Origin of the sequence: Sphingomonas sp. BT-65 (assembly GCF_026107375.2) — a bacterium.
In the GTDB taxonomy this organism is placed as follows: Bacteria; Pseudomonadota; Alphaproteobacteria; order Sphingomonadales; family Sphingomonadaceae; genus Sphingomonas.
The window spans coordinates 1,260,255-1,273,321 of the sequence record NZ_JAPCIA010000001.1 but is presented as its reverse complement, the minus strand read 5'-3'; the positions used below and the strand labels follow the sequence as shown (position 1 = coordinate 1,273,321).

Sequence of the window (13,067 nt, the reverse complement as noted above, 5' to 3'; positions counted from 1 at the left end):
CGGGACGGGCGCAGACAAATCGGGAGCGAGTCCGGGTCAAGGATTCACCCCTTTTTGCATGAAGGACGATGATGGCTGAGCTTTCGACGGACGCGGTCGCGATCCGCCGCCGCACCGTGACGCTGGCGCTGCTCACCGCCGCCTATTTCTTCAGCTATATGGACCGGCAGATCCTCGCGATCCTGCAGGAGGATATCCGCCGCGAGCTGCTGCTCAGCGACACCCAGCTCGGGCTGCTCGCGGGGTTCGCCTTCGCGATCTTCTACGCGACGCTGGGCCTGCCGGTGGCACGCTGGGCGGACCGCGGTAACCGCATCAACATCATCGCGATCGCGCTGGCGCTGTGGAGCGGAATGACCGCGGTGTGCGGGCTGGCGCAGAATTTCGTGCAGTTGCTGCTCGCGCGGATCGGGGTCGGCATCGGCGAGGCGGGGTCGAGCCCGCCGAGCCACTCGATCATCGCCGACCTCTACCCGCCCGAGAAGCGCGCCGGGGCGATGGGCATCTACTCACTGGGCGTGGTGCTGGGCGCGGCGGGCGGCACGATCCTCGGCGGCACGCTCGCCCATTTCTTCGGCTGGCGCGTGGCGATGTTCGCGGTGGGCGTGCCGGGCATCATCCTCGCCATCGTCATCAAGCTGTTCGTGGTCGAGCCGCGGCGCGGCCTCTCGGACCCCGCGCATGTCCAGACGCACACCGCGATGCCGGGCTTCGGCGAAGGTTTCCGCTCGCTGTTCGCCGACCGCGCGGCGGTGCACCTGGTGATGGGCGTCACCATCACCTCGCTGATCGGCTACGGCCACACCGCGTTCGGGCCGAGCTTCATGATCCGCACGATCGGGCTCGACAAGCTCCAGATCGCCTCGATCGTCGCGCCGGTGGGCGCGGTGTGCGGCACGCTGTCGGCGGTGCTCGGCGGGTGGCTCGCCAACAAGGCGGCGGAGCGCTGGGGATTGCACAGCCAGGCATGGCTGGTGCTGGCGATGAAGAGCGTCGGGCTGCCGCTGTCGTTCCTGTTCTATGCGTCGAGCGATCCGTGGATCGCGGTGCCGATCTACTGGGCCTCGCTGCTGCTGGTGAACTCCTATCTCGGCCCCACCTTCGCGCTGATCCAGGGGCTCGCGCCGCTCAGGATGCGCGCGCTATGGGCGGCAGTGACCTTGCTCGTCATCAACCTGATCGGGCTGGGGCTGGGGCCGACGCTGATCGGGGTGATCTCGGATGCGCTCAAGCCCTCGCTGGGCGACGCGGAGTCGCTGCGTTGGGCGATGCTGACCTTCGCCGCGGCGACCCCTTGGGCGCTGTTCCACTACTGGCGCGCGGGCGTGTGGCTCAAGCGGAGCTAGGGACGAGCGGGCAGCAACAACCATGCCGGCCGCGTCAATGGTCGAAATAGAGCTCCACTCTGAGGTCGAAGGCATTCAGCAGGCTGGCTTCGCCGGTCGCCATGGTGGTGCGGATCGTCTGGGACAGATCGAGCAGCCCGCCGGTGGTCTCGTCGACATGGTCGCGCGCCGCCTGAGTCTGGTGGTCGACCAGCTTCTGCCACAGCGCATCCACGAAGTTGTTCGCCGCGCCCGTCGCGCCATCCTGTATGTCGCCCTCGGGCAAGCGCTCGCCGAGCTTGCCGATCAGCTTGTCGGTGATGATGTCGGTGAACTGGCGGACAAAGGCGACCTTGGCCTCCGCGTCGCCCTCTGCGTTGGCGATATAGTCGGCGCCGGCCTGCTGCAGCGAGCCCATCATCGCGCCGAGCGTGCTTGCGGCATTCTCGCGCGTTTCGGGCGGCAGGCTGGTGTCGCCGACCTGCACGGCAAGGCGCGTCATCTCGTTGGTGAGCGCGTCCTGGGTCTGCGCGGCCCGGCCATAGTCGGGATCGAGCATCACGTTGCGCATGAAATCCTGCACGAGGCCGTGATGCGGGTCGCCGGTGTTGTCCATGCGCCAGTCGGTTTCGGAGAGCCGGCCGACATTGCGATCGAAATACATGCCGAGCTGGTCGAGCGCCGGGCCGCGATTGCCGCCTTCGTCGATCCCGCCGACATAGCCCTCGCCGCCCGAACGGACGAGGTCGCCGAACAATTTGTCCTGCGCCGGCTGGTTGGCGGGAGTCTGGCTGACCGAGTTGAGCAGGCCCGACAGCGCGTGGAAGCCATCGCGCTCGTAGAGGTTGTTCCACTGGCCGCCGCCGACGGTGGTCGCCATCATCGCCTGGGTGAGCGTCATGTCGTCGCCGGCGACGGGGCCCCGCGCCTCGACCCGCGAGATTTCGGCGAGCACGGCGTTGGCCGCCGAACGATTGCCGTTCGCCGCCGCCATATTGGCGATGTCGGCGGCGGCGGTGAGCGTCTCCGGGCCGGTCTGATGGTCGTTGATGTCATAGCCCTGCGCGCGCGCATCGCCGGCCAGCCGGTCGGCGACCGCGGCGAGCGCGTTGCCGTCGCGTACGTCGGTCAGCAATTGGCGCGTACCGGCCGAGCCGGGCTCGGAAACGATGCCATAGAGATCGTCGGCGTCGAGGCGCCCATCGGCGACGCCGCGTGCGATCGAGTCGGTCACCTGGTCGCGCAGTTCGGGCGTCGCTGGGTCGGTCCACGCCGTGCCGATGTCGTTGAGCCCGGTACGCAGCTTGTCGGCGGTCCGCTCGTCGACCGATCCGCAGAGCGTCGACTGGCCGCCGGCCATCTGCACGATCGCGGCGATATATTCGTCCTTCTGCTCCTGGGTCAGGTCGGTCCGCGCCAGCGTCTCGCTGATCTGATAGGCGGCCTGCGCGCCGTCGTTCGGCTGGCCGAATTCGGTCGCCGCGACCGTCTGATCGACGGCCTCCTGAACTTGCGGATCACCGGCCGTGCAGGCCGGAGGCGCCGAATTGGTGGGCGAAACGCTGCCACCATCGCCAGCTATATGCATCGCGCAGACTCCTTGAAGCAGGTTGCGTCAGGATAGGGTCGCGCGCGCGTTGCACCATAATCGAACCGACTAGGGCGGCGATCAGAGCCGCCGGTCGAACACCGCGGCGCCGCGCTTAAGCCGATACAGCACCGAGGGCCGGTTCGCGCCGGGCATGCGGCGCTTTTCTTCGGTCTCCTGCAGAAAACCACGTTCCAGTACCTTGCGGCGGAAGGCATCGGCGTTGATCGTCTCGCCCAGTGCGATCTGGTACACGCGATGCAGCTCGGCCAGCGTGAAATCGCGTGCCAGCAGCCGGGCCGGGAGGTCCGAATAGGCCCCCTTGCCGCGCAGCCGCTCCAGTGCGGCCGCGAGCATCAGGTCATGATCGAAGGGCATGCCCGCTGCAGCCTCCACGGGAACCAGCTCCAGCTCTTCGCGCGACAGCGCGGGCGCGAGCGTTTCGAGCGGCGACAGCGAGAAATAGGCGACGCTCGCCGACCAGCCGCGCGGATCCCGATCGCGTCCCGAGAAGGTCGACAATTGCTCGACATAGAGGCGGGTCAGCCCGGCCTTGTCCGCGAGCACGCGCCGCGCGGTCTCCCCGAGATGCGCGTCCTTGTCGAGATGCACATAGCCGCCGATCAGCGCGGGCCGGCCGGCAAAGGGCTCGGCGCGGCGCACCGCGCGCAGCACGCACAACCGGTCGTCTGACAGGGTCAGCGGAACGATGTCCACCGTCAGGATCGGCCGCGGAAATTCAGTCTCCATAAAATGCATATTGCATCTTATGCAGTAATCTGCAAAATGCATTTTATTGAAACCGACTCGGGCAGCCCCCGGCGAGCAAGGAGACGAGAGATGGGACACGGCAACTGGAGCAATCGCGACTGGGAAGCCTATGCGGCGAGCTCGGTCCATGGCCGCAGCCGCGGCGAGCTGTTCGGCGCGCGGGGCATGCACGCGGACTATGACCCGCAGAACATCGCCTATCGCGAATCGCGCGACAGCGCGGAGAATCCGGAATCCACGCCGATTATCATCGGCGTGGATGTCACCGGTTCGATGGGGATGCTGGCCGAGGAGCTGGTGGTGCGCGGTCTCAACGAGACCTTCACCGCGTTGATCGAACGCAAGCCGGTCAGCGACCCGCACGTGATGGCGATGGCGATCGGCGATGCCTATTGCGATCGCGCGCCGCTCCAGGTCACCCAGTTCGAAGCTGATCTGCGTATCGTCGAGCAGTTGCGCCAGCTGTGGCTCGAAGGCGGCGGCGGCGGCAACCAGGGGGAGAGCTATTCGCTGGCGCACGTCTTCGCCGGGCTGAAGACCGTGCACGATGCAAAGGAGCAGCGCGGCAAGAAGGGCTTCCTGTTCACGGTCGGCGACGAGCCGGTGCTCGACGGCGTGGAGCGCGACCAGCTCGCGCGTGTGCTGGGGATCGACGCGCGGCGCGGCGTCTCCGGGCGCGAAGCGGTTCGCCTGGCGAGCGAAGCCTATGAGGTGTTCCACATCATCGTCGACGGGTCCTATGCCGCGCACAATTTCGGCGAGGTCAAGCGGTCGTGGGACCGGATCCTGCCGGGCCGCGTGATCCACCTGCGTGATCCTTCGCGCCTCGCCGAGACGATCGTGGCGACGATCGAGGCGGCGACCGGCCATGCGCCGGCGGGGGCCGCGACGGGTGGCCTCGCGGCGCTGCTTCCCCAGCCGCTGCGCCGTTGGCCCCGCGCGCTGATGGGAGACCGCTGAGATGCGCACACGGGCGGTGATCGGCGCCAATTACGGCGACGAGGGCAAGGGGCGGACGGTCGACTGGCTGTCCGCCCCGCTCGGCGCCGCCGCGCTGGTGGTGCGCAGCAATGGCGGCGCGCAGGCCGGCCACACGGTGGAGCGTACCGCGGGCGTGCGTCACATATTCCACCATCTCGGCGCGGGCGCGCTGGCCGGCGCGCGGACGCATTTGTCGCGCTTCATGGTCTCGCATCCGATCCTGTTCGGCGAGGAGCGCGAACGGCTGGCCGGGTTGGGCGCTTGCCTGCAAGTCTCGGCCGATCCGCGCGGCTATGTCACCACGCCGTGGGACATGATGGTCAACCAGGCGCTCGAACTGAACCGCGAGGGCAAGCGCCACGGCAGCTGCGGGCTCGGCTTCGGGGAAGCGGTCGGCCGGTGCGAGGAGACGGCGTTCGCGCTGACCGCCGGTGACCTCGCGGCGCCCGGCCTGCGCCGGCGTCTCGAAGCGATCCGCGACGAATGGCTGCCGGCGCGCATCGCGGCGCTGGAGCTCGATCCCGCCGCCGGCCCGCTTGCCTTCGCGCGCGGCGTGTCGCTGCTCGACCGGTTCGAGGCGCAATGCCGCGACTTCATCGGCCAGGTCGAGCTGCGCGACGACGCCGCGCTGGGGACGGAGAACGGGATCGTCTTCGAGGGCGCGCAGGGCCTGCTCCTCGACCAGAATTGCGCCGGGTTTCCCTTCGTCACGCGCTCGAACACCGGGCTTGCCAACATCGCCGCGATCGCCGCCGAGGCGGGGATCGAGGAGGTCGCGCCGGTCTATGTCACGCGCTGTTACCTGACGCGCCACGGACGCGGGGCGATGGAGGACGAGCGGCCGATCGCGCGCTGGTTCGCGGTCGAGGACCGCACCAACATCGCCAACCCCTGGCAGGAGACGCTGCGCTTCGGGCTGCTCGACCCTGAACGCCTGGCGGCGCGGATCGCCGCGGACATCGCCGGTGTCGCCGGGAAGGTGCGGGTGACGCCCTCGCTCGCCGTCACCTGCCTCGATCAGGCACGCGCGGAGCTGGTCTGGCTGGAGCGCGGCCGGACCAAGACGGGGAGCAAGGAAGCGCTGCTTCGTGCGCTGGAGACGGCCGGCGGTTTGCCGGTCGAGGCCGCGTTCCGTGCGCCGTCGAACGATCAGTTCGTGACCAGCCCCTGAGCGGCGAGCCAGCTCGACAGGATTGCGATATATTCGGGCGAGTCCGCGCGCTCGGTACCGTCATTTTTGGGATCGAGCGAGGTCTTCTCATCGACCGATATCTGCATCGCATGGTCCGCGCCGGCCACCACATGCACCCGCATCTTCGGCATCCGCGCGGCGACGGTCTTCAACCGCTCGACCGAATAGGCGACCGGCACCACCGCGTCGTTGGCGCCGTAGAGGATGAGCGTGGGCACGCGGACCTTTGTGAGGTTGGTCAGCGGATCATTCTCGATCTCCCTGCGCCAGCCCGACACCTCGCGGTCGCGCACGGTCTCGCCCATGTAGAGATATTTGAACCACGGCTTGGTCTTGGCGGCGTCGATGCGCTGCTGTGCGGCCTCCTTGCTCGCCGTGCCGCGCATATAGTTGTCGACGGCTTTGCGCGTCGCGACCATCTGGTCGATGTCGGCCTGCGAATAGCCGTTGGCGCGCAGATGGTTGGTCGAGGAGAAGAGCATCTGGACGTCCGCCGTGACGACGGGGCCGGCCACCGCGATCACGAAGGCGATGTCGGGGCTGCGCGATGCGGCGAGCGGCGCGATCCAGCCGCCCTGGCTCAACCCCCAGGTGCCGATGCGCTTGGGATCGATGCGCGAATCGGTCTTCAGGCTCTTCACCGCGGCGATCGCGTCGTCGGCGAGGACGGTGAAATCGCCCCCGGCGCTCTGCGTGCCCGACCGGCCCGAGCCCCGCCGGTCATAGGTCAGGACGGCGATGCCGAGCGCGGGGAGCACGGTCTTGAGGTGATCATAGAGCGACGCATCGGCCAGCGGCGACGAGGCGCTGTGCGTCACCACCACCGCCGCCACCGGCTTGCGCCGCGCAGGCATGTAGAGTGTACCCGACAGCGTCGTGCTGCCGCTGGTGAAGCGATGCGCCTCGACCGAGACCTTGACGGTCGCGGGGGCGCTCCATGGCAGGGCGCGCGGTTCCTGCGCCGCCGCCGCGGCGGGCGCGAGCGCGCCGAGGATCATCATGAGTGCGCAGAGAGCGGCGGTTGGACGCATTGTCGCTTTTTTCCAATGTGGGGCGGGGCAAGGTTGCCGTCGCGGGCGGACCCGTCAACCCTGGTCCCTGCGCTCCCCCATGCCGGTGGCGAGGAAGTTGGCGCCGCCGAGCACCGGACCGCCGGCCGCGTCGCGCAGGGTGATCACCAGCTCGCGGTGGCGGCGGCCGAAGCGCAGCGGGCGCCGCGATTGGCGGCGAGGCACTCGCGGAACCCGTCCAGCTCCTCGCGCTCGTCGGGCAACACGAAGGCGCGGTCATAGCCGGCGAAGAACTCGGTGAGGACGGGCGAGGCGGGATCCTCGGTCCCGGTGACGACGAGGTCGCCGTCGATCGTGGCGGACTAGGTGGCGTCGGGCAGGTAATCGGCAGACATCGCCACCGCCTATCAAGATCGCGGCGCGCCGTCATCCGCCCCGGCGATGAAGGTCAGGACTCGAGCACGCGATCGTCGAACAGGCCGAACACGATGGTCGAGGCGTAGAAGGCCACCGCCCGGTCGCGCGGCATGGTGCCGGCCCATTTGCGCATGTCGAACGCGGCGTTCTGCAGCGCCATCATCGTCTGGCTCGCCACCAGCGGGTCGATCGCGCGGATCGATCCCTCGGCGATGCCGTCCGAGAGCATGCCGGCATAGCGCCGCGCGATGCGGTTCGAGCGGTCGACCATCGCCGTGCGCACGCGCGGCGGCAGGCCGGAGAGCGCGGTGGTGCGCAGCAGCGGACCGCGCTCGGAGAATTGCACGTCGAGCAAAGTCGCCATGATGCTGGTGAGTTTGTGCCAATGGTCGCCGGGCCCCTCCTCGGCGACGCGCTGGGCTTCGGCGATGATGTCGAAGCTGCGCTTGTAGCATTCGATCACCAGCTCGTCCTTGGCGTCGAGATGGTGGTAGAAGCTGCCCTTGGTGACGTTGAGCTCGCTCGCGATCTTCTGCACCGAGGCGCCGCGATAGCCGAGTTCGTTGATCAGGCGGGTGGCCGCAAGCAGGAACGCTTCGCGCCCCGGCTCGGCCTCGTCATGCTCGAGGTCGAGCATGTGCGGCTGCCACGCCGCGCCCTCGGCGGCGATGCCGTGGCGGAACACGTCCATCAGCCGCGCCTCGACCCGCGGATATTCGTCGAGCTCGTAGCGGATCAGCCAGACCGGGAGCCAGAAGGTGTTCTCGAGCAGCACGTGCGCGCGGCCGCCGTACAGGTCGGTCTCGGCGCGCGTGCCGCCTTCGCCCCATAGCGCGCGGGTGCGGCGGAAGACGTGCTGCCAGCGCTTGAGCAGCTCGGTCTTGACGTCGCCCTCCATCGCGCGAAGGTCGGAGAGGATCGCGAACGCCTTCTCCTCGCCGCGATGGATGCGCGCGAGCCGCTCCATGTTGATCGCGAGGTAGCGCGCGACGCGCGCCTCGGGCGTCGCCTCGCGGTGCGCCTCGTCGAGCATCTCGTCGAGCCGGTCGAGCGTCGCGTCGAAACAGGCGGCGGCAAGGTCTTCCTTGCGCTTGAAATAATAGGTGACGCTGGTGGTGTTGAGCCCGACGCGCTGCGCGACGTCCGCGAAGGTCATGCCCTTCGCGCTCTGCTCGTTGATCACGTCGGCGGCGGCCGCGAGGATCGCGTCGCGCTTCGCCTTGAACCGTTTCGTCTCGCCCCGCGTCTCGGCGGGGAGCACCTCGTCGACTTCCATCGAATCAGATTAGCAGCTTTGATTCGAAGGAACAGTCCTAAAGCGGGTAGGGGTTAAGCGGAGGGTTTCCGCGGCGGAAAAATGGGATGGGACCCACTTTACCGAAAATCGGGTATGGCGTATTCGATTCGAAACAGGATTTTGAGGAGAGGCCGCATGGACTTCACGCTGACCGAGCGCGAGACCTATTTCCGCGACCGCGTGAAGGGGTTCATCGACCAGCACATCGCCCCGCGCGACGCGGATTACCACCGCCAGGAGCGCGAAGGCGAGCGCTGGAAGGTGCTGCCGGTGATCGAGGAGCTGAAGCAGGTCGCCAGGGCGCAAGGGCTGTGGAACTTCTTCATGCCGCCGCACTCCGGGCAGAACCATGTCGACGATACGTTCGAGTTCGAGGGGACTCAGCTCACCAACCTCGAATATGCGCTGTGCGCCGAGGAGATGGGGCGCGCGGGCTGGGCGAGCGAGGTGTTCAACTGCTCGGCGCCCGACACCGGCAACATGGAAGTGCTGCACCGCTATGGCACGCGCGCGCAGAAGGACCGCTGGCTCAAGCCGCTGATGGACGGCGAGATCCGCTCCGCCTTCCTGATGACCGAGCCCGATGTCGCCTCGTCCGACGCCACCAACATCCAGACGTCGATGGTGCGCGACGGCGACCATTACGTCATCAACGGGCGCAAATGGTGGTCGTCGGGCGTGGGCGACCCGCGCTGCGCGGTGGCGATCGTGATGGGCAAGACCAACCCCGACGCCTCGCGCCACGCCCAGCAGAGCCAGATCCTCGTGCCGATGGATGCGCCCGGTGTCAGGGTCGAGCGGATGCTTTCGGTTTTCGGGTATGATCACGCGCCGCACGGCCATGGCGAGGTCGTGCTGGAGAATGTCCGCGTGCCGGTCGACAATTTGCTGCTCGGCGAAGGGCGCGGGTTCGAGATCGCGCAGGGGCGCCTCGGGCCGGGGCGCATCCACCATTGCATGCGCTCGATCGGGGTCGCCGAGGGTGCGCTCGAGCTGATGTGCAAGCGCCTGCTCAGCCGCGTCGCGTTCGGCAAGCGCATCGCCGACCATTCGATCTGGGAGCAGCGCGTCGCCGAGGCGCGCTCGAACCTCGAGATGATGCGGCTGTTGTGCCTCAAGGCCGCGGACATGATGGACAAGGCGGGCAACAAGTCGGCGCAGGGCGAGATCGCGATGATCAAGGCGATGGGGCCGCGCATCACGCTGCAGATCCTCGACGACGCGATCCAGGCGTTCGGCGGCGCGGGCGTGTCGGGCGACACGCCGCTCGCCAGCGCCTGGGCGGGCATGCGCACGCTGCGCTTTGCCGACGGCCCGGACGAGGTCCATAACCGCGCGATCGCGCGGGCCGAGTTCGGCAAGTACGGGGACTATAAGGCGGATCGTCCGTCGAGCGGCGACATGGCTGCGGCGCGGTGAAAGTCCCCCTCCCGCTTGCGGGAGGGGTTAGGGGGGCGTGTCCCTCGAACAGTAACGACCGCTCGCGGAAGACAGGCCCTCCCCCGGCCCCTCCCGCAAGCGGGAGGGGAGAATTAGGTGAAGGCAGCGGTCCTGTTCGAGGCGAAACGGCCCCTCGAAATCCACGACGTCACGATCGACAAGCCCGGCCCGCGCGAGGTGCTGATCCGCACCGCGGCGTGCGGCGTGTGCCGGTCGGACCTGCACTTCGTCGACGGCGCCTATCCTCACGTCATGCCGACCGTGCCGGGGCACGAGGCGGCAGGCGTGGTCGAGGCGGTGGGGAGCGAGGTGACGCGGCTCAAGCCCGGCGACCATGTCATCACCTTCTTCACCGTGTTCTGCGGAAGCTGCGAATTCTGCGTCTCCGGCCGGCCCTCTTTATGCGTCGACAGCTCGACCAGGCGGCCCAAGGATGCCGAGCCCAAGCTGCGGCTCGCCGACGGCACCCCGCTCGCGCATTTCCTCAACCTGTCGGCGTTCGCCGAGGCGATGCTGGTGCACGAGAATGCCTGTGTCGCGATCAGCAAGGACATGCCGCTCGACCGCGCGGCGTTGCTCGGCTGCGCGGTGATGACCGGGGCGGGCTCGATCTTCCGCGATTCCAAGGTGAGTCCGGGCGAGACCGTGGCGGTGATCGGCTGCGGCGGGATCGGGCTGGCGGCGGTCAATGCCGCGAAGATCGCCGGCGCGGGCAAGATCGTCGCGATCGACCCGGTGCCCGAGAAGCGCGCGCTGGCACGCAAGATGGGGGCGACGCACGATTTCGACGCGATGAGCGAGGATCTGGTCAAGCAGGTGCTCAAGCTCACCGACGGCGGAGTCGACTATGCGATCGAGGCTGTGGGGCGGCCCAATACCGCGGAGATGGCGTGGACCCTGCTGCGCCGCGGCGGCACCGCGACGATCCTGGGGATGATCGCCCCGGGCCAGTCGGTGAGCATTCCCGGCCCCACTTTCCTGACGGGCAAGAAGCTGCAGGGCAGCCTCGCCGGATCGATGCAGTTCCCGATCGACCTGCCGCGGCTGGTGCAGATGTATCTCGACGGTGTGCTCGACCTCGACACGATGGTGGGGGAGCGCATCCGGCTCGAGGAGATCAATCACGCGTTCGACAATCTGCGGAAGGGTGATGCCGTGCGATCGGTGATCGAGTTCGCATGAAGCCCCCGGCCGGACATCGCGGCGGGCTGCCGATGGAGGCAGTGAGCGACCTCGACACCGCGAAGCTGACGGCGTGGATGTACGCCAATGTCGCGGGGTTCGCGGGGCCGCTGCGCTATGCCAAGTTTCCGGGCGGGCAGAGTAACCCGACCTATCGCATCGATGCCGCGAGCGGCGCCTATGTGCTGCGGCGCAAGCCGTTCGGGCCGCTGCTGCCCTCGGCGCATGCGGTGGATCGCGAATATTTCCTGATCTCCAAGCTCCACCCGCTCGGCTTCCCGGTCGCGCGGACGTTCGGGCTGTGCGAGGACGACGAGGTGCTCGGATCGGCCTTCTATGTGATGGAGCTGGTCGAGGGGGTGACCTATTGGGACGGGTCGCTGCCGGACAAGACGCCGGATGAGCGTAGCGCGATCTATTTCGAGATGTGCGACCGGCTGGCGCAGCTGCACAATATCGAGTGCGAGCGCGCGGGGCTCGGCGACTATGGCAAGCCGGGCAGCTATTTCGAACGGCAGGTCGGGCGCTGGACCAAGCAGTACCGGCTGGCGCAGACCGATGACCTGCCCGATGTCGAGAAGTTGATCGAATGGCTGCCGCGCACGCTGCCGCCGCAGACGCGCACCAGCGTGGTGCATGGCGACTATCGCATCGACAATATGATCTTCGACGCCGAGCGCTCCCAAGTGAAGGCGGTGCTCGACTGGGAACTGTCGACGCTGGGCGATCCGATGGCGGACTTCTCCTACCTGCTGATGAACTGGATGATCCCGGCCAACGGCGCGTCGGGGATCGCGGGGATCACCGGCCCGGAGACCGGCATCCCGACGGTCGAGGCGATGGTTGAGCGCTATTGCACCGCGACCGGGCGCGACGGCATCCCCGACCTCAACTGGTATTTCGCCTTCGGCCAGTTCCGGCTGATGAGCATCGTGCAGGGCATCAAGAAGCGGCTGCTCGACGGCAATGCCAGCAATGCGCACGCGCAGGAGACCGCGGCGCGCGTGCCCGGGCTGGCGGCGAGCGCATGGGAGTTCGCGCGCAAGGCGGGAGCGAGCTGATGCGCTTTCAGGACAAGTCGATCATCGTCACCGGCGCGGGCAGCGGGATCGGGCGCGCGGCCGCGCTGCTGTTCGCTGCCGAGGGCGGCCGGGTGATCGCCGCCGACAGGACCGAGGGCGCGGACGAGACCGTCGCGATGATCGCAGCGGCGGGCGGCACCGCCAAGGCGATCCGCATGGATGCGGGGAGCGAGGCGGACGTGATCGCCACGGTCGAGCTGGCGGTTTCCGAATATGGCGGCCTCGACGTGGTGTTCGCCAATGCCGGCATCTCGGGCGGGATGGCCAATATCTTCGACACCACGCCCGAGCTGATCGCCGAGGTGCTGCGCGTCAACCTGATCGGCCCGCTGCTGGCGATCAAGCATGGCGCGCCGAAGATCGCCGAGCGCGGCGGCGGGGCGATCGTGCTCACCGCCAGCGTCGCGGGTATCCGCTCGGGCGCGGGCAGCCCGGCCTATTCGGCGTCGAAGGCTGGGGTGATCAATCTCGCCTCGGTTGCTGCGCAACAATTGTCGGGGTCGAACGTGCGGGTCAACGCGCTGTGCCCGGGCCTCACCGAGACCGGGATGACCAAGCCGACCTTCGACTATGCGCGCGAGGCGGGGAAGATGGACCGCGTCGGGCGGCTCAATCCGCTGCGCCGCGGCGCGCAGGCGGAAGAGCTGGCGCGCGCGGCGCTGTTCCTCGCCTCCGATGACGCGAGCTATGTCAACGGACAGGCGCTGGCGGTGGACGGCGGACTCTCGTCGAGCCATCCGGTGACCCGCCAGGAATATGGCAAGACCGCCGTTTGACAGGCC

12 protein-coding genes are annotated in these 13,067 nt (G+C 68.2%); 7 read left to right on the top strand and 5 right to left on the bottom strand.

The features are described 5' to 3' along the window. The first annotated feature begins 71 nt into the window (after nucleotides 1-71). Nucleotides 72-1,346: a spinster family MFS transporter gene (locus OK349_RS06135; RefSeq protein WP_265116930.1), complete on the top strand. Its 1,275-nt coding sequence runs from the start codon at nucleotides 72-74 to the stop codon at nucleotides 1,344-1,346. Between the two features lie 34 nt (nucleotides 1,347-1,380). Here OK349_RS06135 and OK349_RS06130 read toward each other — a convergent pair whose 3' ends face one another. Beyond that, nucleotides 1,381-2,913, bottom strand: coding sequence for a hypothetical protein (locus OK349_RS06130; RefSeq protein ID WP_265116929.1), 1,533 nt, complete (start codon nucleotides 2,911-2,913; stop codon nucleotides 1,381-1,383). An 81-nt stretch (nucleotides 2,914-2,994) separates the two neighbouring features. After that, entirely contained in the window at nucleotides 2,995-3,663 is a 669-nt protein-coding gene (locus OK349_RS06125; protein WP_265116928.1) for an NUDIX hydrolase, read from the bottom strand. A gap of 90 nt (nucleotides 3,664-3,753) precedes the next feature. Here OK349_RS06125 and OK349_RS06120 point away from each other — a divergent pair, with 90 nt between their 5' ends. After that, entirely contained in the window at nucleotides 3,754-4,644 is an 891-nt protein-coding gene (locus tag OK349_RS06120; RefSeq protein ID WP_265116927.1) for a hypothetical protein, read from the top strand. A gap of 1 nt (nucleotide 4,645) precedes the next feature. Further along, nucleotides 4,646-5,836: an adenylosuccinate synthetase gene (locus OK349_RS06115; RefSeq protein WP_265116926.1), complete on the top strand. Its 1,191-nt coding sequence runs from the start codon at nucleotides 4,646-4,648 to the stop codon at nucleotides 5,834-5,836. Here the strand turns inward: OK349_RS06115 and OK349_RS06110 are convergent. The 3 genes from OK349_RS06110 to OK349_RS06100 form a co-directional block, all read right to left on the bottom strand. Further along, nucleotides 5,815-6,888 (bottom strand): alpha/beta hydrolase family protein, encoded by a 1,074-nt coding sequence (locus OK349_RS06110; protein ID WP_265116925.1) that lies wholly within the window; start codon nucleotides 6,886-6,888, stop codon nucleotides 5,815-5,817. The two genes, OK349_RS06115 and OK349_RS06110, sit on opposite strands and share 22 nt — an antisense overlap. Before the next feature lie 54 nt (nucleotides 6,889-6,942). Beyond that, entirely contained in the window at nucleotides 6,943-7,092 is a 150-nt protein-coding gene (locus OK349_RS06105; protein ID WP_265116924.1) for a hypothetical protein, read from the bottom strand. Nucleotides 7,093-7,315: 223 nt separating this feature from the next. Next, nucleotides 7,316-8,560, bottom strand: a complete 1,245-nt coding sequence (locus tag OK349_RS06100) for a TetR/AcrR family transcriptional regulator (RefSeq protein ID WP_265116923.1) — start codon at nucleotides 8,558-8,560, stop codon at nucleotides 7,316-7,318. Between the two features lie 156 nt (nucleotides 8,561-8,716). On the opposite strand from OK349_RS06100, the gene OK349_RS06095 reads away from it, so the two are divergent. From OK349_RS06095 to OK349_RS06080, 4 genes are all read left to right on the top strand, one after another. Continuing rightward, nucleotides 8,717-10,000, top strand: coding sequence for an acyl-CoA dehydrogenase family protein (locus OK349_RS06095; protein ID WP_265116922.1), 1,284 nt, complete (start codon nucleotides 8,717-8,719; stop codon nucleotides 9,998-10,000). A gap of 117 nt (nucleotides 10,001-10,117) precedes the next feature. Further along, a complete protein-coding gene (locus OK349_RS06090; protein ID WP_265116921.1) occupies nucleotides 10,118-11,203 on the top strand; it encodes a Zn-dependent alcohol dehydrogenase in 1,086 nt (361 codons plus the stop codon). Then, on the top strand, nucleotides 11,200-12,264 hold the full coding sequence (locus tag OK349_RS06085) for a phosphotransferase family protein (protein WP_265116920.1): 1,065 nt from the start codon (nucleotides 11,200-11,202) through the stop codon (nucleotides 12,262-12,264). Before OK349_RS06090 ends, OK349_RS06085 begins: the two co-directional genes overlap by 4 nt. Next, nucleotides 12,261-13,061 carry an SDR family NAD(P)-dependent oxidoreductase gene (locus tag OK349_RS06080; RefSeq protein ID WP_265118549.1) on the top strand — a complete coding sequence of 267 codons (801 nt, stop codon included), beginning with the start codon at nucleotides 12,261-12,263 and terminating at the stop codon, nucleotides 13,059-13,061. The genes OK349_RS06085 and OK349_RS06080 overlap by 4 nt, the downstream gene beginning before the upstream one ends. Nucleotides 13,062-13,067: the final 6 nt, after the last annotated feature.

What these genes read in the sequence shown, in the direction of transcription:
- OK349_RS06095 (WP_265116922.1), top strand. Translation starts at nt 8,717, where the DNA reads ATGGACTTCACGCTGACCGAGCGCGAGACCTATTTCCGCGACCGCGTG.
- OK349_RS06115 (WP_265116926.1), top strand. Translation starts at nt 4,646, where the DNA reads ATGCGCACACGGGCGGTGATCGGCGCCAATTACGGCGACGAGGGCAAG.
- OK349_RS06100 (WP_265116923.1), bottom strand. Translation starts at nt 8,560, where the DNA reads ATGGAAGTCGACGAGGTGCTCCCCGCCGAGACGCGGGGCGAGACGAAA.
- OK349_RS06135 (WP_265116930.1), top strand. Translation starts at nt 72, where the DNA reads ATGGCTGAGCTTTCGACGGACGCGGTCGCGATCCGCCGCCGCACCGTG.
- OK349_RS06110 (WP_265116925.1), bottom strand. Translation starts at nt 6,888, where the DNA reads ATGCGTCCAACCGCCGCTCTCTGCGCACTCATGATGATCCTCGGCGCG.
- OK349_RS06130 (WP_265116929.1), bottom strand. Translation starts at nt 2,913, where the DNA reads ATGCATATAGCTGGCGATGGTGGCAGCGTTTCGCCCACCAATTCGGCG.
- OK349_RS06125 (WP_265116928.1), bottom strand. Translation starts at nt 3,663, where the DNA reads ATGGAGACTGAATTTCCGCGGCCGATCCTGACGGTGGACATCGTTCCG.
- OK349_RS06085 (WP_265116920.1), top strand. Translation starts at nt 11,200, where the DNA reads ATGAAGCCCCCGGCCGGACATCGCGGCGGGCTGCCGATGGAGGCAGTG.
- OK349_RS06120 (WP_265116927.1), top strand. Translation starts at nt 3,754, where the DNA reads ATGGGACACGGCAACTGGAGCAATCGCGACTGGGAAGCCTATGCGGCG.